General features: G+C 47.4%; 20 protein-coding genes and 1 riboswitch. Of the genes, 1 reads left to right on the top strand and 19 read right to left on the bottom strand.

Annotation, left to right across the window (positions count from 1 at the left end):
• Nucleotides 1-173: 173 nt before the first annotated feature.
• The 16 genes from KIH86_RS04430 to KIH86_RS04355 all read right to left on the bottom strand — a co-directional run bounded on the left by KIH86_RS04430 (nt 174) and on the right by KIH86_RS04355 (nt 15,283).
• Nucleotides 174-896: a DUF2953 domain-containing protein gene (locus tag KIH86_RS04430; protein WP_223086454.1), complete on the bottom strand. Its 723-nt coding sequence runs from the start codon at nt 894-896 to the stop codon at nt 174-176.
• Nucleotides 897-1,161: 265 nt separating this feature from the next.
• Nucleotides 1,162-1,767, bottom strand: a complete 606-nt coding sequence (gene scpB / locus KIH86_RS04425) for an SMC-Scp complex subunit ScpB (protein ID WP_223086452.1) — start codon at nt 1,765-1,767, stop codon at nt 1,162-1,164.
• Nucleotides 1,736-2,527 carry a segregation and condensation protein A gene (locus KIH86_RS04420; RefSeq protein ID WP_223086449.1) on the bottom strand — a complete coding sequence of 264 codons (792 nt, stop codon included), beginning with the start codon at nt 2,525-2,527 and terminating at the stop codon, nt 1,736-1,738. Before KIH86_RS04420 ends, scpB begins: the two co-directional genes overlap by 32 nt.
• A gap of 174 nt (nt 2,528-2,701) precedes the next feature.
• Nucleotides 2,702-3,166, bottom strand: a complete 465-nt coding sequence (gene ribH, locus KIH86_RS04415) for a 6,7-dimethyl-8-ribityllumazine synthase (protein WP_223087674.1) — start codon at nt 3,164-3,166, stop codon at nt 2,702-2,704.
• A 37-nt stretch (nt 3,167-3,203) separates the two neighbouring features.
• Nucleotides 3,204-4,454, bottom strand: a complete 1,251-nt coding sequence (locus tag KIH86_RS04410; RefSeq protein WP_223086447.1) for a bifunctional 3,4-dihydroxy-2-butanone-4-phosphate synthase/GTP cyclohydrolase II — start codon at nt 4,452-4,454, stop codon at nt 3,204-3,206.
• A 27-nt stretch (nt 4,455-4,481) separates the two neighbouring features.
• Nucleotides 4,482-5,159 carry a riboflavin synthase gene (locus KIH86_RS04405; RefSeq protein WP_223086444.1) on the bottom strand — a complete coding sequence of 226 codons (678 nt, stop codon included), beginning with the start codon at nt 5,157-5,159 and terminating at the stop codon, nt 4,482-4,484.
• Nucleotides 5,160-5,249: 90 nt separating this feature from the next.
• On the bottom strand, nt 5,250-6,362 hold the full coding sequence (gene ribD, locus KIH86_RS04400; protein ID WP_223086440.1) for a bifunctional diaminohydroxyphosphoribosylaminopyrimidine deaminase/5-amino-6-(5-phosphoribosylamino)uracil reductase RibD: 1,113 nt from the start codon (nt 6,360-6,362) through the stop codon (nt 5,250-5,252).
• Between the two features lie 229 nt (nt 6,363-6,591).
• Nucleotides 6,592-6,757: riboswitch (FMN riboswitch) on the bottom strand.
• Nucleotides 6,758-6,920: 163 nt separating this feature from the next.
• Complete coding sequence (locus KIH86_RS04395) at nt 6,921-7,475, bottom strand: aspartate/glutamate racemase family protein (RefSeq protein ID WP_223086438.1); 555 nt, start codon at nt 7,473-7,475, stop codon at nt 6,921-6,923.
• 123 nt (nt 7,476-7,598) lie between these two features.
• Nucleotides 7,599-8,255: a TetR family transcriptional regulator gene (locus KIH86_RS04390; RefSeq protein WP_223086436.1), complete on the bottom strand. Its 657-nt coding sequence runs from the start codon at nt 8,253-8,255 to the stop codon at nt 7,599-7,601.
• A 73-nt stretch (nt 8,256-8,328) separates the two neighbouring features.
• Nucleotides 8,329-8,724, bottom strand: coding sequence for a hypothetical protein (locus KIH86_RS04385; protein ID WP_223086434.1), 396 nt, complete (start codon nt 8,722-8,724; stop codon nt 8,329-8,331).
• Nucleotides 8,725-8,763: 39 nt separating this feature from the next.
• A complete protein-coding gene (locus KIH86_RS04380; RefSeq protein ID WP_223086432.1) occupies nt 8,764-9,582 on the bottom strand; it encodes an oxidoreductase in 819 nt (272 codons plus the stop codon).
• Nucleotides 9,583-10,067: 485 nt separating this feature from the next.
• Nucleotides 10,068-11,198: a cation:proton antiporter gene (locus KIH86_RS04375; protein ID WP_223086429.1), complete on the bottom strand. Its 1,131-nt coding sequence runs from the start codon at nt 11,196-11,198 to the stop codon at nt 10,068-10,070.
• A 275-nt stretch (nt 11,199-11,473) separates the two neighbouring features.
• Nucleotides 11,474-12,703, bottom strand: coding sequence for an MFS transporter (locus KIH86_RS04370; protein WP_223086426.1), 1,230 nt, complete (start codon nt 12,701-12,703; stop codon nt 11,474-11,476).
• 42 nt (nt 12,704-12,745) lie between these two features.
• A complete protein-coding gene (locus tag KIH86_RS04365; protein ID WP_223086424.1) occupies nt 12,746-13,729 on the bottom strand; it encodes an aldo/keto reductase in 984 nt (327 codons plus the stop codon).
• 13 nt (nt 13,730-13,742) lie between these two features.
• Complete coding sequence (locus KIH86_RS04360) at nt 13,743-14,510, bottom strand: dihydrofolate reductase family protein (RefSeq protein WP_223086421.1); 768 nt, start codon at nt 14,508-14,510, stop codon at nt 13,743-13,745.
• 26 nt (nt 14,511-14,536) lie between these two features.
• Nucleotides 14,537-15,283, bottom strand: coding sequence for an SDR family oxidoreductase (locus KIH86_RS04355; RefSeq protein ID WP_223086418.1), 747 nt, complete (start codon nt 15,281-15,283; stop codon nt 14,537-14,539).
• A 297-nt stretch (nt 15,284-15,580) separates the two neighbouring features.
• Between KIH86_RS04355 and KIH86_RS04350 the strand changes: the two genes are divergently transcribed.
• Nucleotides 15,581-16,132, top strand: coding sequence for a TetR/AcrR family transcriptional regulator (locus KIH86_RS04350; protein ID WP_223086415.1), 552 nt, complete (start codon nt 15,581-15,583; stop codon nt 16,130-16,132).
• Between the two features lie 217 nt (nt 16,133-16,349).
• On the opposite strand, the gene KIH86_RS04345 is transcribed toward KIH86_RS04350, so the two are convergent.
• The 3 genes from KIH86_RS04345 to KIH86_RS30260 form a co-directional block, all read right to left on the bottom strand.
• Entirely contained in the window at nt 16,350-16,586 is a 237-nt protein-coding gene (locus tag KIH86_RS04345; protein WP_223110328.1) for a hypothetical protein, read from the bottom strand.
• A gap of 408 nt (nt 16,587-16,994) precedes the next feature.
• Nucleotides 16,995-17,540: a hypothetical protein gene (locus KIH86_RS04340; RefSeq protein WP_223086412.1), complete on the bottom strand. Its 546-nt coding sequence runs from the start codon at nt 17,538-17,540 to the stop codon at nt 16,995-16,997.
• Between the two features lie 13 nt (nt 17,541-17,553).
• Nucleotides 17,554-19,131, bottom strand: coding sequence for a polymorphic toxin-type HINT domain-containing protein (locus tag KIH86_RS30260; protein WP_456094014.1), 1,578 nt, complete (start codon nt 19,129-19,131; stop codon nt 17,554-17,556).
• Between the last annotated feature and the right edge of the window lie 2,585 nt (nt 19,132-21,716).

Below are 21,716 nucleotides of genomic sequence, written 5' to 3'. Positions count from 1 at the left end.
TCTCTCCAAAGTGATGATGAGTATGTAACCGGCAATAGCAAAAAAGCCCCACATAGGGGAGCTTTAGCACCGGAGCCTATTCAGGTGTTGCGAATGCCCGAAATATACAAAGCTTTACTGTCGATAACATCAAAAAACGCCTCGCCATCCGATTGAAGAGTTCCTACAGCTGCCTAGTGCTGCCCTTTCAGTTCCTTGGACCAGTTCCCTCTGCGAGCGATCTTGAGAAGCTCCCGCCATTGCCGCACCCCTTCGTCCTCCCGGATGACGCGAAGCGCAAGCCGAAAACCGGCGTACACGGCATAGCCGGCGGATAACTCTCCGGCGCAGTCCACATCGGTCATGTAGCAGATTTGATCGACGAACCGCGGAACAACAAAGAGTCTAGGCTTGTCCTTCAGGCGAATCGACTGCGAAATCCGGCCGATGAGCCACCATTTCAAAGCCCAAAGCGCTCCAGCCGCAGTAGCCGTTCCCGCAGCGTCCCCGAGGGAGAAATCAGTGGACCAGTGGAGTCTGGTGATCTTCACATGAGCCAGAGTATCGGAGGTCCATGGTTTGAGTCCGCGCGTAGCGGCAAGAGCCCTTTGCCCGAATTCCATCCATTCGCTGACATCTTTCCTGTCGATGTTCCGCTCCTTGTCCTGTGCCGAGACGGAAGGAGAGATGCCGTTCTTCTCCAGTTTTATGTTCAGGCCGCACCGAATGCCCTCGAATATGAAATGCGGAACGGTATAATGGTATTTCACCAAACCGTAAAGGGCGGTAACCGTAAACTCAAGCCGTTCGTCCGATCCCCGCTTCTTGATCTTCAAGGCAAAGTGAATGCGCGAACAGAGCGCCAGCGCTAAAGCGGCCAGCAGCAGCGCAATGATAATCAGCAGCCAGAGTTTCACGGATTAACCCCCAAGCCATCTAAAAAATAGGATCACTTGGATTAGTATGGCAAACTTGAGCTGGGAAAATTCGAAAAACCGCAGCCACCCCTTGCGTCTTCAAGGCTGAAAGCATGGAATTCGGCTCGGCGCTTGACTGGACAGTGCCTCTTGAAGTCCACAGCATTCGTCATGTACGCCTACGGGTTGGTTCTGCGGTTCTTTGGTTCTTTATTTATTTGGTGATTTGGTGATTTGGTGATTACAGTAATCGGTTTCCCGTTTGTCAGGACTGCTCCACTTCATCCAGCGTCATCTGCTGGGCATCCAGCTTATTGAAGAGCAGCTGCGTCTCTTCCTCCAGATTGTCGCTCACATCGGATGCAGACGGCTCCGGCAATTCCTTCAGGCTGGCGAGACCAAAGGTCTCCAGAAAAGACTTCGTCGTGCCGTACAAAATGGGCCGCCCGATCGCTTCAGCCCGCCCAACCTCTTGAATCAGGTCCTTGTTAACCAGCGTCTGGAGAGCCCGCTCCGCCTTGACACCGCGAATCTCTTCGATTTCCACACGGGTAATCGGCTGGCGATAAGCGACAATTGACAGCGTTTCAAGAGCGGCCTGAGACAGAGAAGCCCGCGACGGCGAGTAAGCAAGCCGCTCGAAATAGTGCGCATGCTCCGGCAGGGTCGCAAGCCGGTAATTGCCGGCGATCTGCACGACCTGAAGACCGCGGTGCTGGTTCGCAAGATCGCTTCTGAGCTCCTCCAACGCTTCGCCTGCCAGATCAGGCCGCTGCTCGGTTATATCGGCGATCTGCCGGACTGACAGCCCTTCTTCGCCAGCCAGAAACAGCAGACCCTCAATAATTGATTTCAGACTCTTGTAGTCCATCTGTGATATCCGCCCCTCTCCACTCCATCACGATGTCGTCAAACAGCTTCTCCTGGTAGCATACAATCGCCTTCATCTTCATCAGCTCCAAAATCGCGAGAAAGGTCGCCACGATCTCATGTCTTGCCATGGTGTCGTTCAGCAGCGACGAGAAACGGAGTCTTCCGCCTTTCCCGGTACGCCGAAGCGCCTCGGATACGTCGCGTATCCGGTCCTTGACCGAGATTTCATCTCGCGTTACCCGGGCATACGAGGTACGCCTTGCCGCTTTGCCAAGCGCCTTGCGGAACGCCGCGATCAGGTCGGAGGCATGCAATCCCTTAATGGGATTATCCTCCTGCGACGGTGCGTATGGCGCCAGATCATCCGGCTCCTTCGTGAAGATAAGCGATCGTTCGCTTTCCATATCCATCAGCTGTGAGGCGATGCTCTTGATTTTGCGGTATTCGATCAGCCGCTCGACGAGCTCCGCACGAGGGTCATAGTCTTCTTCATCGTAGTACTCGAAATCTTCGAACTCGATGACCGGCGGTTTGGGGAGCAGCAGCTTGCTCTTGATGGAGAGCAGAGTCGCGGCCATCACCAGGAATTCGCTGGTTACTTCCAGCTCCAGCTCCTGCATGGTCTGAAGGTACTCCATATACTGCTCGGTGATCTCGCTGACCGGAATGTCCTGGATGTCGATTTCCGCCTTGTCGATCAAATGCAGCAATAAATCCAGCGGGCCCTCAAACGTTTCCAGCTTGTACAATACAGTCACGAGGCAACCTCCCGCTAAGTGTCTATAATGGTATCGAAAAAAAGCAAAATGCAGCGCCCGGAAACCGGACGCCACATAAGGTAGTTACGCTCGAATGAGATTCGTTTCCCTACATATAAATAAGCACGATTGGAACGCATTCGTCAATAGCGGGATTCGCTTTTCTCAGGAGACCTAGATTAATTTGCTCAAATTTGCCATTTCGATTGCGGATACCGCCGCATCCCAGCCCTTGTTGCCGGCTTTGGTGCCTGCGCGTTCAATGGCCTGTTCAATGTTCTCGGTTGTCAATACCCCGAAGATCGTCGGAACGCCTGTCTTCAGATTGATGGCGGCGACTCCCTTGGACACTTCGTTGCACACATAGTCGTAGTGGGTCGTGGAGCCCCGGATAACGGTTCCCAGGGTTACGACGGCGTCATACTTGCCGCTCTCGGCCATCTTCTGGGCGATCAGCGGAATTTCGAATACACCCGGGACCCAAGCGACGGAAACTTCATCATCCTTCACACCATGACGCTTGAATGCGTCCAGCGCGCCCGTCAGCAGCTTGCTCGTAATAAATTCATTGAAACGTCCAACGACGATTCCGTACTTCAAACCTTCCGATACTAAATGTCCTTCATAGATATGCGGCATGCTCATCCACAACCCTTTCCTTATTAAAATGGTAGTATTAAGATTTGGCGCTTTCGTTCTGCTCCAGATCGTCGAAATTCAGCAGATGTCCGAGCTTCGCCTGCTTGGTGTGCAGGTATTTGGCGTTGTCTTCGTTCTCCGGCATCTGGATCGCGACACGTTCCACAACTTCGAGACCGTAGCCTTCGAGACCCTTGATCTTTCTCGGGTTATTGGTCATCAGATTAATGCTTCGAACCCCGAGGTCCTTCAGAATCTGCGCCCCGATACCGTAATCGCGAAGGTCAGCAGGAAAGCCGAGCTTCAGATTCGCATCCACGGTATCAAGCCCTTCCTCTTGCAGCTTGTATGCGCGGAGCTTGTTGATCAGTCCGATGCCGCGTCCTTCCTGGCGCATATAGAGCAGAACTCCCCGTCCTGCCTCCTCAATCTGGCGCAGCGCCGCTTCGAACTGCGGTCCGCAGTCGCAGCGGTGGGAATGGAACACATCACCGGTCAGGCATTCGGAATGCACGCGGACGAGCACCGGCTCGTCTCCGGAGATGTCGCCCTTCACGAGCGCGACATGCTCCTTGTCGTCAACCTCGTTCGTATAGGCAATCGCCTGGAACACCCCGAAGTCGGTAGGCATGCGGACTGCCACCTCGCGCGTAACCAGATTCTCCTTCTCATTGCGGTAATGAATCATGTCCGCAATGCTGATCAGCTTCAGATCATGCTTCTTCGCGATTTCATGCAGATCGGGGAGCCGGGCCATGGTGCCGTCCTCCTTCACGACCTCGCAGATGACCGCGGCGGGATACGCGCCGCACATCCGGGCCAGATCAACGGCCGCTTCCGTATGGCCGGAGCGGCGAAGCACGCCGCCTTTCTTCGCGATCAGCGGGAACATATGCCCCGGCCGCCGGAAATCCGCAGGCTTCGCGTCCGGGTTCATGATCGCCTTCGCCGTCAGCGACCGCTCATATGCGGAGATTCCCGTGGTCGTATCCTTATAATCGACCGACACCGTGAAGGCCGTGCCATGATAATCGGTATTCTGGTTCACCATCGGCTTCAGATCGAGCTCCGCAGCCCGCTCCGCCGTAATCGGCAGGCAGACAAGCCCCCGTCCCTCAGTGATCATGAAATTGATCACGTCGGGCGTCGCTTTTTCCGCCAATGCAATAAAATCGCCTTCGTTCTCGCGGTCCTCATCATCCACTACGATGACAACCTTGCCGCGCATCAGATCATAAATAGCCTCTTCGACCGTATTCAGCCGAATCTCTTCATGCTGCTGACTCATGGTCATTCCCTCCTCAATGCCTGCCTGTTATAGAAATCCGTTCGCTGCCAGAAAATCGCTGCTGATCCGCGAGCCTCCGCTCCGTCCGTTATCCTCGTCATTCTGTGCGGAAGAACCGTAGCGCAGCAGATGATCCACATATTTGCCCAGAACGTCGCATTCGATGTTGATGCTTGCGCCCGCCCGCTTGTGGGCGAGCACGGTCTGCTCGAGTGTATGCGGTATGATGGATACCGTGAATGTCGATGCGGGCGTGGCCACAACGGTTAAGCTGATGCCGTCAATCGTGATGGAGCCTTTTGGAATAATGTATTTGAACAGCGAGGGACTGTCTGGAGCAATCTCGAAGACCACGGCGTTCTGGTCGCGCTTGATGCTGCGGATCGTTCCCGTCCCGTCGACATGGCCCTGAACGATATGGCCCCCGAATCTGCCGCCCGCCGCCATGGCGCGCTCCAGGTTCAGCGGGCTGCCCGCCTTGAGCTCCTTCAGATTGCTGTTGCGGTACGTCTGAGGCATCACATCGGCGGTGAAGCTTCGCTGACCGACCGAGGTTGCCGTCAGGCAGACGCCGTTCACCGCCACGCTGTCGCCGATCTTCAAATCGCTCATAATCAGCGATGCGTCGATATGAAGCATCATAACTTCGCCGCTGGAAGATACGCCCCGCAGAGCGCCGACTTCCTCAATTAGTCCCGTGAACATGACTTGCTTCCCTCCTTAAACCTTTCCTGCTCCGCATCTCGCGCTAACGGCGGATCGTTCCAGGGACGGACCGCGCTTCTTCCAGCGCGATCAGGCACCGCCGCCGGATGCGGGCCGGCCGGTGATGCACACATTATCGCCGAGCACCTCCACCTCGACCTGCTCCAGCGTAACTGCATCCTTCATCAGCGCCACGCCATCCCACGAGAATGCAGACGGCGCCTCAGCCCGGCCGCCGACGATCTTCGGCGCGAAGAATAATGTCACCCGGTCTACAAGTCCCTGCTCCAGCATCGCGCCGTTCAGCTCGCCGCCGCCCTCCAGCAGCACCGAGCCGATTTCCAGCTCGCCAAGGGCCGTCATCGCTGCGGCGAGATCCACACGCGGTCCCGCTCCGCACCTGAGCACCTTGACTCCCGCAGCCGTCAACGCAGCTTCCTTCGCAGGGTCGGCCGACTCCGCCGCGATCACGATCGTCGGAGCCTGCCCGTCAGCCACCACCGAAGCATCCAGCGGAGTACGCAGCTTCGAGTCGATAACGATCCGCACCGGATTAATTCCCGGAACCTCCGTCCGTGTCGTGAGTGAGGGGTTGTCTGCCAGCACTGTGCCCACGCCAACCATGATGCCCTGGTGACGGTGTCTCAATGTATGTACAATAGCCCGTGCTTCTTCATTCGAAATCCACTTGCTGTCGCCCGTACGGGTTCCGATCTTACCGTCCAGCGTGCTGGCGCTTTTTAGCGTGACAAAGGGCTTGCGGGTCAGTATATATTTAATGAATCTCTCGTTCAGCCTCAATGCACGTTCTTTGAGCAGTCCGACCTCCACCTCAATCCCCGCGCTCCGCAGCATAGCAATGCCGCGACCAGCAACTTGGGGATTGGGGTCCTCGCATGCAACCACGACCCGGGCAACCCCTTCCGTGATCAGCCGCTCGCTGCAAGGGGGCGTGATGCCGTAATGGCTGCAGGGCTCCAGCGTAACATACGCGGTGCCGCCCTTCGCCTGTTCACCCGCCATATTGAGCGCATGAACCTCGGCGTGACCAGTTCCCCGCTTGAGATGTGTGCCCAGTCCGACGACCGCTCCATCCTTGACGACGACACAGCCGACGACGGGATTGATCCCGGTCTGTCCCTGCGCCCGCTCGGCCATATCCAGCGCAAGCGACATATAGAACTCGTCGTTCATTACCTGCATGACCATTCCTCCACTCGGCGTTCATCATTCCACAGCTAAAAACCACAGATCCGCGAAAAACCCATCCGCTTCTCCTTCAGGGAGCAACGGATGGGTTGTGAGAGCATCGTGAAATTCCAAGCCGGATGCCAGGCGTTTATCGGGCTGGGGGTCTTTGTGATTTATCGCACAATTGATGAGCGGACATGACACAGCAGACCTCCTGCTCGAATGGCAGGCAATCGGCTAAACTCTCCTTCTTCCATCCAGACTATACTGTCGGTCCCGGAATTGCACCAGGTCCACCGTCCGCATTGATTGCGGTCCGGGTCGCGGACTGAGAAACCTGGCGCCACTTCCGCGCCATCCGTTTCATCACCGCCGGTAGGGAATTTCACCCTGCCCCGAAGGATTAATGCTTATTTAATTGGTTTCCTATCAAAACCTTAACAGTTAAACATCATAAATTTGGGTTCAACCTTGCGGTAATATTACCACCAATGCTCTAAAAACACAAGCAACACGACTGACCACTGGCAAATGGGAGCTTTAGACGAAATTATTGCCAACGAAGTCCTCTCATTTTTTTGTTACTCCATATACGGCTTCATCCAAAGCTGCTTGAGCTAATAAAAGAGCAGAGTCTAGCAAAGGAAGCGGACTGTTTTCAGAGTTGATAAGCATAGGGAGTTCAGTGCAGCCTAGTATTATTGCTTCAGCACCTCTCGTTTTCAGATCGTTAATCAAATTCAAGAAAGAGGTTCTGGAACCTTCGTTAATGATCCCTTTAAAAAGTTCAGCTTCTAGCACCCGGCTAATCATATCCTGCTGCCCCTCAGATGGGACTATACATTCAACATCATAGTTGGATAGACGATCCGGATAGAATTTCGCATTCATGGTTGGTTTTGTTCCAATTAGAGCTATTTTATTATATTGACTTGATCTTGCTGCCTCTGCTACCACATCAGCAATATGAATTAAAGGCAAAGATACATGCTCAGTGATAAGATCGAATGCAATATGAGGCATATTTGCTGAAATAACTGCAAAATCTGCTCCCGCTTTTTCCAGTGCATGGATCCCCGATGCAAGGTACTCTGCAGCCTTCTCCCAATTCCCCTCTTGTGCCAACTGATAAAATGTTTTGAAGCTTCATTGTCATGCCTAACGTGCAAAGAACATCAGCGTCTTTGAGACAGGTGAACTCCCGCACCAGCCTCTTTTTAACCTCACCTATGATCCGGTTGAACGAACTCATATATAATTCTTAAGATACCCATCCAAATAACAAATTATTGTCTTCAGAACATCATCCTTAAAGTCACGTTTAAGTCCATCCAACCCATTTTTTTCGATGATATCAATAACCTCTACAGGCAAGGTTGCAGATAATTTACACCCGGTAATAATCGACGCCTCCGCTTGAAGGATGTCCATGACATCCTCTTGTGTCAATGCGTTATGACTGCAAATTATGGATACCAGCTCCGACATCAACTTGTACAAATTCATCTTCTGGCTCAGCATTGTTTCTGCATCAACATTTTTCTCAAAAACTGCTGTACGCATGGATTCCAGTCTAATATACAAGGGGTTATGATCTACCAGTTCTGTAAGCTCATTGATTACGAGCATTTTGAAATCATCAAAATTCAGGATTGGCATACTCTTCACCATTTCCGTTAGACGAGCAAGCCTTTTCTCGTACTCCCGGCACAGCAGGCTGAAAAACAACGCTTCTTTTGTTTTAAAGTACACAAACAGAATACCGTTCGACATGCCCATCTGTTTAGCAATATCAGACATTTTAATTTTTTCGTACTCGGATGAAAGAAACATTTCCGCCGCTTTGTCTAAGATGGCCTGAGCTTTTAATGCCTTTGCCTCAGGAGTCATCGCGCGCTTTGCCATAAGATTATCACTCCATTTCGATCCATTTTAGATGCTAATCGATCTGGAGTCAAAATAAACCGCCTAACTCTATTTATGCTTGCAAGAAGGCCTTAACTGATTCGTCGAAATCACTGCAAAACGCTTTGGATATTTTTTCAGTTCCATTGTTCCGAGAAAGCCGGTTAATTTGCATGGCAGCGACAACATCCCTTGTTAACGTAACGACCTTTTTCGGGATTTCATTGCTGACTTCCATCGATACCTCAATCCACACCTTATTTACTTCCTGTGTCCAAGCTCCCTTTGCCTCACGGTTGTCAATTACGATGGAGCTGGTGCTTTTATCCCTATGAGCTTCTTTTAGCAATTCCCCAACGGCATAAGCTTCTTCCATCGAGATAAGAAAATTTGTGTGCTTGATAAAGAAAATATCTCCATCTTTCCAATAACTGGTTGTATTTGGCAATCGAAGATCGAAATTGGTCATATTTATTATCCTTCCTTTTTGCAATAAAGTTGCGGCAAATTAACCGAACATTTTGATGATTCGATCATAGGCACGATCTCCAAAAACATTTTTCATAAACACCATCGGTTTTGCCATAAAGCCTACAAGGTAGCGTGTTCTCGGTCTTCTCACGGTTACAGCTTTACCAATGGTACGTGCGATTAATTCCGGCTTTGATAACTGGTTGCCTGTATAATTCTTGATCATCCCCTCGGCCGTTTTGCTGGCTGCCTGGGCATACGGACCCTTCGCAGATACCTTTTTAAGATTTTCAGCGGCAATAATACCCCAGTCCGTTTTGATACCGCCTGGCTCTACTACGATGACATCAATTCCGAATGGCTCCAATTCTAAACGAAGACAATCGGAAAGACCCTCCACCGCAAACTTGGTTGCATGATACCAGCCGCCGAAATTAGTCCATATTTTCCCTCCCATTGAAGAAACATTAACAATTTTTCCGTATTTATTTTTTCGCATATTCGGTACCACAAGCTGAATCATTCTCGCTAGTCCGAACACATTTACTTCCATCTGACGCCGTGCCTCTTCCATTGGAACATCCTCAACCGCTCCATACGAACCGTATCCTGCGTTATTCACAAGAACATCAATTCTGCCTTCCTTCTTAAGGATCTCATTGACGCCCTGTATCATGGATTCATCATCGGTTACGTCTATTGAAATAGGACGAATCCCTTTTGCAGCAAGGTCCTGCATTTTATCAATACGACGTGCGGCCGCATAAACTGTAAATCCCTTGTTTTTCAGCTCGATTGCAGCTTCCTTGCCAATGCCAGAGGATGCCCCTGTAATTAATGCAACTTTTTGACTCATGAATAAACCCTCCAAAAATAATAATTGACTTCGAGTCAATATTAATTGACTTTAAGTCAATTGTCAACAACCAGGTTATTCATACACTCTCGCCCCAATCGGAATCGGAGTTTTCCTATACAAAGGAACAAGCGGCACGGGTAAATCCCCGTACCGCTTGTATCTCGTCACTCTTTACTTATGACTTGAGGTCTCCAGCATGCCAAGCAATCCCGTTCCAATTCGCCGTGCTCGACAATATCGCCTGATCTGCCAAATCTTCCAGAGCTGCGAGGCCGACCCGACCGTTTAGGTGTTGCCATCTGCTGTCCCAACGGGAACGCTCAGAGACCAGGAGGTACCGTTGATCTTCGGAGACTAGTCCAATACTGAAACAGTTTGTTCAGGCCCGGATAGGCTTGACGTGTATAATTATAGCCAGACTGCTTGGCCGACATCCGATCGCGGGTCGAAATACGGCTGCAGTCTGCGTGCTCTTCTGATATCTATTTAAAAGACAACTTAAGTAGCGGGGGTGCAACCAAAGTGGTAACTATGACCATTATCACTACCGAGGTAAAGTATTCGGGCAGAAGCAAGCCTGCCTGCAAACCAGTAGATGCCATAATAAGAGCAACTTCGCCTCTGGATATCATCCCTGAGCCGATCCCCATCGCTGATTTCAGATTAAAGCCTGTAAATCGCGCCCCTAATGTCGCTCCAATAAATTTTGTTAAGATTGCAACCACAGTAAGAATAACCAGAAACACAAGTTGGCCGCCAACCCCGTCGAAAGTCACATTGAGTCCGATGCTCACAAAAAAGACAGGTACAAATATGGAGTAGGCGATAGGCTCGACCTTGGTTTCTACAGCATGCTTGAACGATGTCTGAGATATAGCCAGCCCTGCTGCAAACGCCCCAATGATCCCGGCCATACCCATCAGGTCTACAAAATAGGCAAAGCCAAAACATATTGCAAGTGCTATTGAAACAACGGGCTCAGTGACACGCAGCTTTGATAGTATCTTCATAAGCCTTGGAACCAGGAACCATCCTGCCAACGTGATCACTATGAAGAACACCAGCTTTTTACCAATTAATATCCCCAGCGGAATTTCACTGCCTGCACCAAGAAAACTCATAATAAAAGCGAGTAAAATAACAACAAGAACATCGTCAACAACAGCGGCTCCTAAAATTGTCGTCCCTTCCCGGGAATTCAAACGATTCATTTCCTTGAGAACCTGGACCGAAATACTTACGGAAGTGGCGCTAAAGACAACCCCCATGAATAAGGAGCTGCTATTGGACAATCCGAATGATTCCGCTACAGCCCAGCCGCCCCAAAACGGGACCAGAATTCCTCCGATCGCAACTGCAACAGCGGATTTCCAATTTTTCTTAAGCTGGTCCAGGTCCGTCTCGATACCCGCCATAAACATCAATAATAGAACTCCGATTTCAGCAAAATAATGGATGAACTCATTGCCGCTGATCCACCCTAAAACCGCCGGCCCTAATACAATTCCCAGAACTAATTTTCCTAGAACAGCAGGCTGTCCAATACGTACCGATAAATCACCGGCTATCTTGGTACAGAAAATGATTAGTACAAGATATAGAACAAACTCCAATATACCCTTCTCCTTGGATTGCAATTGCAGGAATATTTCGATCGATTACACACAATATAACCGACCAAAACCCGCAAATCAATACGAATTTTAAGGCCTCTAACAGCCCTAGTAAAGCGCATTTTCACCCATTTACATCCCCATATATTCATTCGCTCTCAAAATCCGTTAATCGGCCATACAGAAGCTAAGGCTCGACCCGTTTTTTTGAAATGAACACTTGAACGCAAAGACCCCGCAGCAGCAGTGTTATCCTGAGAGCAGCGGGGGTTGATTCATGGGTTCTCCTTCATGGGATTGAGAGTCGAGAAACGCTTCGACCGCTTGCGGTGATGCATTCCATAGTACAAACCTGCCGAAAGCAGTGCAACACTACCTGCAACAAGATACATCATGCGGTAACTCGTCAAGGAAATGATCAAGCCCATAAGATAAGAGCCTAATCCGAAGCCGGAGTCAAACATCAAAAAGAATGTCCCATTAGCGCTTCCTCTACGATGTTCGGGCGACAGTGTGATTGCAAGTGTCTGTAAGCAGGAGAATAGTGCCCCATAGCCTGATCCCATAATAACCCCGGCCGCCAATACAGCTGTACCGGTAGTCGCCTGGCTTAACAGAAACATTCCGGCTGCAAACAACAAGATCCCAGGGTAATACAAGTAATGTTCGTTATACGCATCAAATATTTTACCGACAAGGGGCCGCAGCAATACAATCATGATTGCGAATGCGACAAAAAACAAGCCGGCCGTCTGAGACTGATGGATCTCGGCTGCAAAGGAGGGAATAAATCCAGATAACGAGCTATAAGAAACAGCAAGAAAAAATCCCGCCAGGGAAATAGGCAGGGCACTAGGCTCGATAAAGTCATTCCAGTGCATCCCCTTTCTTTGCTGCTCCGGCTCTGCGTTTAGCCCTCCTGTTGGATTCCCTTGCTTGGATTGGGGCAATCGGATGCCGATCATCAACAAAACAGCAAGCAGCGCAATGCCACATACGGTCATAAGCAATACAGTGGAGTTCTTGTCCTGCCATAAGTACAGTCCAAATGCGGGACCAATTACCATCGCAATACTCATAAACATGCTGTAGTAGCCCATTCCTTCACCTTGCCGGGTGCTTGGAATCAACGAGGAAGCAATTGTACTCGAAGCGGTGGATGCTATCGCATAGCTCATTCCGTGAACAAGGCGAATAACCAGGAATAATATAATCCCCTTAATCCCGAAATAGCATAAACAGGCGGTGAAAAAAATAACCAATCCGATTAATGCCATTTTCTTCTCCCCGAATCGATCCACCCATCGACCAGAGAAGGGCCTTACCAAGATTACACCAATTACATAAATCGTAATGGCCAATCCCATCTGTTGTTGACTCCCGTTCAAGTTGTCTTTCACATATAACGGAAACGCCGTCATCAGAATATAAATGTTAAAAAACATGAAGAAGCTGCTCAAGCACAATATTATAAAAGCCTTCGTCCAGATCTTTTCTTTAATCACGTTCTCCTCCCCAACACTTTCCTCTGTCGAAAAGGCTGCGCCTTATCTCCATTTGCCCGTTAATACCTCAGAACGATCAGTTGCCGGCGCAGGTGTTCGGGACAAACGGGAAATTTCTGCATACATTTCCGGTGTCATTTTATAATCCGCAGCTGCCAACGAATCTTCCAATTGTTCAAGATTTCGGGCTCCAATGATTGGAGCAGTAACCGCAGGGTTAGCCATTACCCATGCAACTGCCAAGGTTGCGGGCTTCACATGATGGTCTTGCGCATACTTGGTGAAGTCTTCAGCCGCGACAGAATCTTCGTTGGCGCCATACCGGTCGCCGTAACGCGCATCCTCGACAAGGCGCCCCCGCTCAGGTCGTTTGTCCACCCCGTACTTGCCAGTCAATAGCCCGGCGCCAAGCGGACTGTACGTAATAACACCCATTTGTTCCGATTTCGCCATTGGCAGAATCTCCACTTCTGCTTGACGCTTCACCAGGCTGTACATCGGCTGGATTAACTCAAAACGCGCCAGCTGCTCTTTTGCCGAAATCCCGGAAGCTTTGGAAATTTGCCAAGCTGCCCAATTGCTTACCGCCGGATAGAGTATCTTGCCCTGCCTCTGCAAGTCGTCCATGGCACGTAGTGTCTCTTCTATTGGCGTATTTGGATCAAAATCATGCACAAAATAAAAATCAATATAATCCGTTTTTAGACGCCGGAGGCTAGCTTCAACGGCTTGCATAATATGACGTCTTGACAAGCCTTTGGCATTGATATCGCTGCTTGTCGGCCAGAACACCTTTGTCGTTAAGACGATGTTCTCCCGTTCATGCGCAATACATTCTCCCAGAATTTCCTCAGAACGCCCAAGACCGTATACATCTGCTGTATCGAAGAAGTTAATTCCAGCTTCCCGGCAGCGGCCATACATAGCTTTGGACGTTTCTTCATCCGCAGTCGTACCAAATGACATTGTACCGAAACATAAACCTGAGACTTGAATGCCTGTTTTTCCTACAGAACGGTATTCCATCATTCTCCTCCGATCAATTCATGCTTTTGGTTCCATATCTAATCCAAAGTCCGTCATCGTCCAGTCTTTCTATACTTTTCAAAAAGAAATGTACCGGTTGAGGTTTTTGCAGGTATGAACCTGTCTCGAACAGTGTGACGGAATTAGGTGCACCATCTGCAATGGGAGCTACAACCAGACTCAACTCATCAATTAGCCCCTCGTTCAAAAGGGAGCCATTTATAGAGCCGCCGCCTTCCAGCAGCAGCTTATCGACTGAAAATAAGTCTTTCAGTTTCTTGAACACTACTGCGAAATCCAACTTGTCTTTCCCGCCAAAGATATAGGAGATCCCCAAATTTTTCAGATAATCCAGATAAGCATCAGGAACTTGCTCGGTGAGTACTTCGATGAGATGATTACCCGTTTGATCCCGATCAACCTTTGAAATACGGTTTGTTGTCCACCCTAATTTTCCTGAGGGATCTACTGCAACGGCATAGGATTTAGCGTCTTTTTGGGCTACATAATCCGTTCTGGGGATAACCGGGGTGTTCTTATGCTGCAAATCCAATGTATTTCCTAAAGTAAAATGCTCTTCCATCGTAATCCTGCCACACATCCATGCTCTGCATCCGTATTGTTCATCTATTGTTTCGTACGCTTCAATAAAACGTGCTGCCCGATCCTCATCCAAGTAATCTCCGATAATTTTCCCATCTATTGAGAGCAGCATGTGGCAGACGACATAGGGTCTATCCAGAGTGATCCCACCTTCTGATAAAATAAAGCCCCAGGTCAATCTCTGGGGCTGTCAATCAGGACCAATCAACCAACTTGAACAGTCGGACGAATAATCATTTCATTAATTCCTACATCCGATGGCTGCTCAATGGCAAATGCGATGGCATGAGCAATGCTGTCTGCATCAATCGCCACTTTGTAGAACTCATTCAAGCCTGCTTTTGTCTCCGGATCTGAGGTCGTTTCTACCAGTTCACTGCTGACGGCTCCTGGAGAAACATTGGTTACACGGATATTCGAACCACTCATGGCCTCTTCCTGCCGCAGCCCTTCAGAGATTGCTCGTACTGCATGCTTGGTGCCGCAATAGACCGTTCCTCCCGGGTAAATGTTATGGCCGGCTACCGAAGAAAGATTAATAATATGACCGGATTTACGCTCTCTCATTGAAGGGAGCACCGCAGCAATAGCGTACAGAACCCCTTTGATGTTAACGTCGATCGTCTGGTCCCATTCATCAATTTTCTTCTTGAACATAAATGCTTGGGGCATGATTCCCGCATTATTGACTAATACATCAATTTTCCCAAACTCTTCAAGCGCATAAGCAGCCAGCTCCTCCATTTGTTGATGCGAGGTCACATCCGTTACTTTGTAGATGGCATTGCCTCCGCTCTTCTCGATTTCTGACTGCAGTTTCTGCAGCCGGTCTTCACGGCGGGCCGCCAGTACAAGCTTCGCGCCCTTGGAAGCAAGCTCCTTAGCTGTCGCCTCTCCAATCCCGCTTGAAGCCCCTGTAATAACTACAACTTTATCTTGAATATTGGACATGAGTGAATACATCCTTTCGTTTCCGATTCTTATTTGCGCCAGGAGTAAGTACAGTACTGTTAAGGTTGTTCATATATTTCCCTCCTTCAGATGAATAATTCTCCTGTATGACCCTGGTGGATCACCTAGCGCGCATTGGACATTGATATAAGACATTGATACAATATCGCACATCTGTGTATAATTTTAATGGTTAACTGGATATCTTCAATAATCAAAATCCTGCGGTATGCGCCATAATGCGCAATCTGTTTGAATTTGTGCAATTACTCTCAAGAAAGCTTGGTGATTCCCCGAATGTCAGTAGTCGATAGAAGAGTACTTAAATCTCAAGAAGCAATTAAAAAAGCGTTTATTGAACTCATGTCTGAGATGGGCTTTGATCACATCACCATACAGCATATTTCCGATCGGGCAAATGTCGGACGAAGAACGATTTATCACCATTACATGGATAAATATGATCTTCTGGATAAGCTCATCGAAGAGCATATTAACGAGCTGGGAAGACTCTGCGAATCAGCGGCGGAATTAAGCTTTGTCGAAGCAAATCTTATTTGGTTCGAATATTTCGAAAATAACTATTCGTTCTTTTCAACGATGCTGGCAAGCAAGGGAGCCCCTTATTTCCGCAGCCGATTTCTCGCTTTTGTCGTCAAAGAGTTGGAGGGGGAAGTAAATCTTGTCGAAGCTAAAAGTCAGGGGTTGAGTAAAGATGTGATTGTTAGATTCTTTGGAGCGGCAATCGTAGGAATTGTTGAATCCTATTTCACTAATGAAATCCAGCACTCGCCACAAGTGGTGGCGGAACAAGTGGGGATTTTGTTGGAGAGGAATTTTGAGGGGTAAAAAAACATTTTTCAGGCAGCTGTTAGATGAATTGTTCTGCTGCTTTTAGAGATAGAAAAAGCAGCCTCTGAAGAGACTGCTTCTAACAATACAAGTTTATATATTGATTCATCAGTTTAGTATCTTAACACATGTATGCAAAGCTGGGCAAGCCATTGGATTGTCAATAGTAGATCAGACAGTTTGTTAAGGGTTTTTTGGTGATACTGAGTGGGTGTCAGGTATCCTCGCGTTCCGTGAATCCGACAATAGTTGAAACGTAATCGTATAGTTCCAATCCCAGATGATGAAGGCTACGGAAGTTCTTTGGGTTGATAAACTCCGTTTTCATGACTTTATTGATGGCTGCAGCCACGGCATTGTCATAGGGACAGCCTTTCATGCTGAGAGAATGTCCGAGTTCAAAGGTCTCTAAAAGTTCATCCATCGTTTCACTTTTTAAACTCACTGCCACGGTCCGTATGAAACCACTGGATTTGACGCAGGTCACCCATCTCGCTTGCAGAGGCGCGGAAATCGGAGCCGCATCCTTGTTGGGCCTACACTATGACCGATGATTTCTCGATTTCACAAGTCAATCAGCATACAAATGTAATGCCACATATTTTGTAAAGATCCGCTCCTTAGCCTGATAGGTTTATTCTACAAGCCCTTATTTTTTCTGTCCAAATTATGTAGACGATCCAAAACAGATCAATCTTGTTGGTATCTGGCCATAATCAACCCGTTATATGAACGCCAAAGCGTTATTTTGATAACATTCAGGCATATTAGGGGAATACCATACAAACGTAGACTCCTTCATTCAGCACTAGTTGGAGGTAAAAAGGCCTTGGAGGAATAATTCCCCCAAGGCCTTGCATTAGTCAGGACAGACTTCTAATACATCATGGAATAATGCATATTCAACTGTAACCTGCGAACCAAAAAAATCCACGTTATCACCAAATTGAAGTCCTTGCACGACTTCATTCATTTCTTTATAGGACAATTGTTCATATCCTAGTTTCGAGAATGTCTCCTTAATAATGCACTCCAGTTCAGCTTGTGTCTGAGTGTACGGCTGCTCATCAAATCCATCTAAAGTTGGGCTCATCTTTTGTTCATCTTTGTTGTCTACTTGAAACTCGTGTTGAAGATAGAATAGTGGAGCAAGTTTTGAAACCATTAACACACTTGAATAACTAACTCTAAACTCGCCCTTGCAGTAATCCTCATAGTCATAAGTCCATTTACAAGATGGCCACACATCCCCAATACTATGAGACTGTAAGTTAATATTGTGATTATTAAGAAAAATCAGCAACTCACTGGGGAGCTCGATCTTCCTTCGACATCTTAATAAATACCCTAAATTGTCTTCTTGATGATAAAAACTTTCAACAGCTTCCCTAACTAAAGAATTCATCTAAACTTCTCACCTACTTCATAATTAGGTCGTGGCCACCTTTCGTGTCCGCCGCCTTAGTGGGGTCAAGATTAAAATTCACCTCACCTTGATGCTTACCTCGCTTGTTCACTACTTCAAACCGTCCATGTTGGGTATCCAATGCGTAGTAGTTCCCACTAGAAGAGTCATAATAGACATCACGACCATTAATTCTAGTTAATTTCGAATCCTTCGTCCAGCCTCTTTTTGAAGCAATTTTTGAAGCAGTATTTCTAACAGTTGCTACCCTCTCATTTACACTCATATTAGAGATTCGCTTCTCAAATCCAGCCGCATTAAAGCAGTTTGAATTATGCACCCAAATCCCAAGATCGCTTACAAAGTAAGTATGGAATGTCTCTACCGTCATATTGTAAACTGTAACGTGTTTGTTCAACAGCTTTATGCTTTCTATCCTGAGTGTATTCCCATCACTCTGAACAAGCAAATCACCGGGCTTAAGGTCTTTGACGAATGTCCATCCTTTATCCTTAACATAGAACGGATGGTTAAAGGTCGACTCAATCGTCTGACCGCCTACATGGATTTGGTAAATCTCATCCGTCTCATGGTTGAATGTAGCTGTAACTTCTTTATAAGCTACCTCGCCAGTTGTTTCATCCTTCGAGAGAACCTTATCTCCGACTTTAATGTCTTCGATATTCTTCTCCCCTTCGTCTGTTTGAACCTTAGTGCCCCCCGTGAAACAGTTGCATGCTTTAGAAGCCACTCTTACAACAGATGGTATTTCTTCTGCAACCTCTAGTGTTGCTTTCTTTTCAAACGTTCCTACTCCAAGTGTAGCTGTATTGAATATTACTTCTGCTTGAGCATACCAGTATTCTTTGGAATTCATCGGAACTTTAGCAGATGTGAAGAATGGATCAGTAAAGCCTAATGTCCAAAAGCTCATTGCTGATTCCCATGATGAGTGAACAGATTTCATTTGAACTACGAATGAATACCACTGATCACTTATCCATGAATTCCCACTTGGGTCAACACGTATTAAGGGATTATTGCCAACATAAGTATACAAATTCAAACTCAACGGATTATCAATTTGACCTTCTACCGTATCCTCATTAATAAACCGCCCTATACTTGGATCATAATACCGGGCTCTTAAATAATAAAGTCCAGTCTCCGCATCATACATCTCACCCGCATACTTAAAAGAGTTGGATACTCCCTCTGTTTGACTTGTAATGTTCCCCCATACATCATAGCTATAGCTGTTGACGACGTTACCGCTCGTATCCACGATTTGGACTACATCGCCATGACCGTTATACAAGTAATAGTAATCCTTTCCCGCGGTTTTGTCTTTCTTGACCAATAACCGGTCCCCTCGGACATAGGTGGATTGCTGCACGACACTGCTGCCGTTCAACTTCTCTTCTGTAATCACTTGGCCATTGAAGTCATAGTTTACCTGAGTATGACTGTTTCCGGTACTTTTCAGATAACGCAGACCATCGGCATAATATTGGAAACTTGTCGTACTGCTTCCCTTGGTCACAGATGTTAAGGTATTTAACAAGTCGTACGTATAGCTCGTATCCGTCATATCCAGGCTCACGCTGCTCGTATCCGAAAGAGTCTGCCTATTCCCTCGGACATCATAGGTGTATGTTGTACTTCCACCATCTGGACGCGTGATCGAGATCAAGCGATTCAATGCATCATAGCCATAGCTTGTCGTCTGTACCGCTCCGTTGCTTCGAACTTCACTTGTCAAGACGATATTTCCATTATTGTCGTAACCGTAACTATAGCTCGACAGCACACTACTACTCTTGCTATTCTTTATCGTCTCGACCCAACCCAAAGCCTTGTTGTACGTATATTCCGTCTTCAGTGTGCTGCCATCAGTCAGCGTTGGGTAAATGATGGACTTCACCAAATCGTTGGCATAATAGCTGTACTGGACATTGGTGGATGCATCAGTCGTCAAGGTCGAGCTGCCATTAGTCTGAACCTTATCCAGGCGCTGCTTATTATACTGATAGTTCACATAGAAGTTTAGGTAGTTATCGTTAAGCTGTGTGATTCTCCCTAAAGCATCCAACTGATTCAACATATAAGTGGTATGATTCCCTGAACCATTGGACGAATTGACTGAAGAATACCTATGACGAACTTGGTTGAGACTATCCAGATTAAGCTCTGTTCTTGCTTTTAAGTCATCATTAATATAAGTTCGTGTCGTTTGATACTCTGGCCGCGTGTCTCCAAAAACATATAGGGTCTTCTGGTTCTGTGCTACATTATTTACAGTACCGCTGACGGTGCTGCTCTTCAGTTGCCCGCTCTCGTCATAACTGTAACCATACACACTTCCATTACGGTCCGAACTTCCACTCAGTTGTCCCAACTTATTATAGGACAAGTTCTCCGTTTGAGAAGCGCCGTCTTGCTTGGTTGTAAGTAGGCCAATCTCATTAAAGGTTTTCGTGTTCAGTGTTTGTTCTGTTCCACCTTTGGCTTGAATCGTCACTTTGGATACTTGGCCGTTGCCGTCGTAGGTATAGCGAGTTGTCTGGTTCAAGGCGTCAAAGACTGATGTCAGTCGATTCAAGGCATCATAGGTATAGGCTGTCGTTACCCCAGCATCGTTCTGGTGATTCATGGGGTCCGTATAGCCAATTACATTTCCACCAATATCATACTGGTAACTCTCCGTTATGGGCTGAGATTGACTAGGCCAATCTTTATATGTCTTTTTTTGATTTACCTGTCCCCAAGGGTCATATTGAGTTTCTACGTAGTTCAATTTTTCCCCAGTATCCGCTGCCACAAGATAGCCGGAAGATTTCCGCTGCTTTAGATCAAAGTCTTGCACATATACATTTCCAAAAGAGTCAGTTGAACGATCTTGTCTACCCCAACCATCGTAACCTGCTTCAACTGTATTTCCGGCCCAGTCTGACATATAAGTAGGCTGGCCAAATTCATTGTAATGATACTGGGTCAGTGTCCATTTCCCAACTGAGCTATCCCACTGCTCTTCCAGTAAGGCCAAACCTAATCCGTTATAGATCGTGTTGGCATAGGTCTTTTTAGTCATGTTATTTGAAAGCTGAGTTATGGTTTGAATGGAATCAACTTTCAAACTATACGTCCCTGTGTTCACAGCATCAAAATTACCGGAAGTCATGTTGTCATAATAATGATATTCAGTCACTTGACTGAACGCTAAGCCATCTGGATTTGTGATTTTTGGCTTCGTCTCTGTCTCCAAACGTCCTAGAGCATCGTAGCTATACGTAACAGATTGATTGTCACCATCAGTTTCCCGTGTGACCCTGCCGCTTCCCATGTCGTAAGTAAAGGTCTTGATTACCTTTTGCGGGCTTGTAGAGAGGTTATACCATTGCTGGATTTCGGCTGGGTAAGCATATTGAGTTTGTGCATTATAATTGGTTACTGTCTTTGAAAACGTTTGGCCATTCGAGGTCTTTTCTTCTGTTATACTGTACACGTTACCTGAGCCGTCTTGATCATAAGTATAACTTGTGGTTTCATTCATTGCGTTGGTAACTTCATTCAATCGGCCTTGAGAGGTATAACTGTATTTCTCTGACAAAAGTCCAGATGACTCACTAGTATACCAAGTCTTGATAGATGGAAAATGAAATCCCGTCTCATATTCATATGTTGTTGTATACTTTGCTTTGAGATTAGGGTCATTTCGCTGGGCTGGTGTTAACGGCTTTGTTTGAGATNTTTCGATAAACAACTGGTTTGGGTTTGTATCACTATCATTAACATAGTCCCTTTGTTCAATTAGTGTCGGTGTATATTTGAAGTTTTCAAGAAAATTCGAATACAGTTCTGTTTTTCTTTCACCAGTGTGAGCCCCGCTTAACACTCTTGTCTCAACCGATATGTTTTGCTTTTTATTATTAAAGATACTTGTTGTTGAAGAAACTCCCTGACCCGCTTTGTTTAGGGCTATAGCCGTACTTGAAAACGTGTAGTTATCCGGAAGCGTGTCGAAGGGCAAACTATCTGAACGGGGATATGCAGAATAATCTCCTGTGTATGTGTAGTGGGTTCGATTAACAATGTCGGCGGAACCATTGCTTTTCTTAGTGTTATCCCACCGTTCGGTAATCCGTGGTTGATCAATAAAGCCTCCGCTATTCATTA

The sequence above is a fragment of the Paenibacillus sinensis genome, assembly GCF_019904155.1.
GTDB lineage: Bacteria > Bacillota > Bacilli > Paenibacillales > Paenibacillaceae > Paenibacillus_AQ > Paenibacillus_AQ sinensis.
The sequence above is the reverse complement of the archived record's forward strand: the minus strand, read 5'-3'. Positions and strand labels throughout refer to the sequence as shown.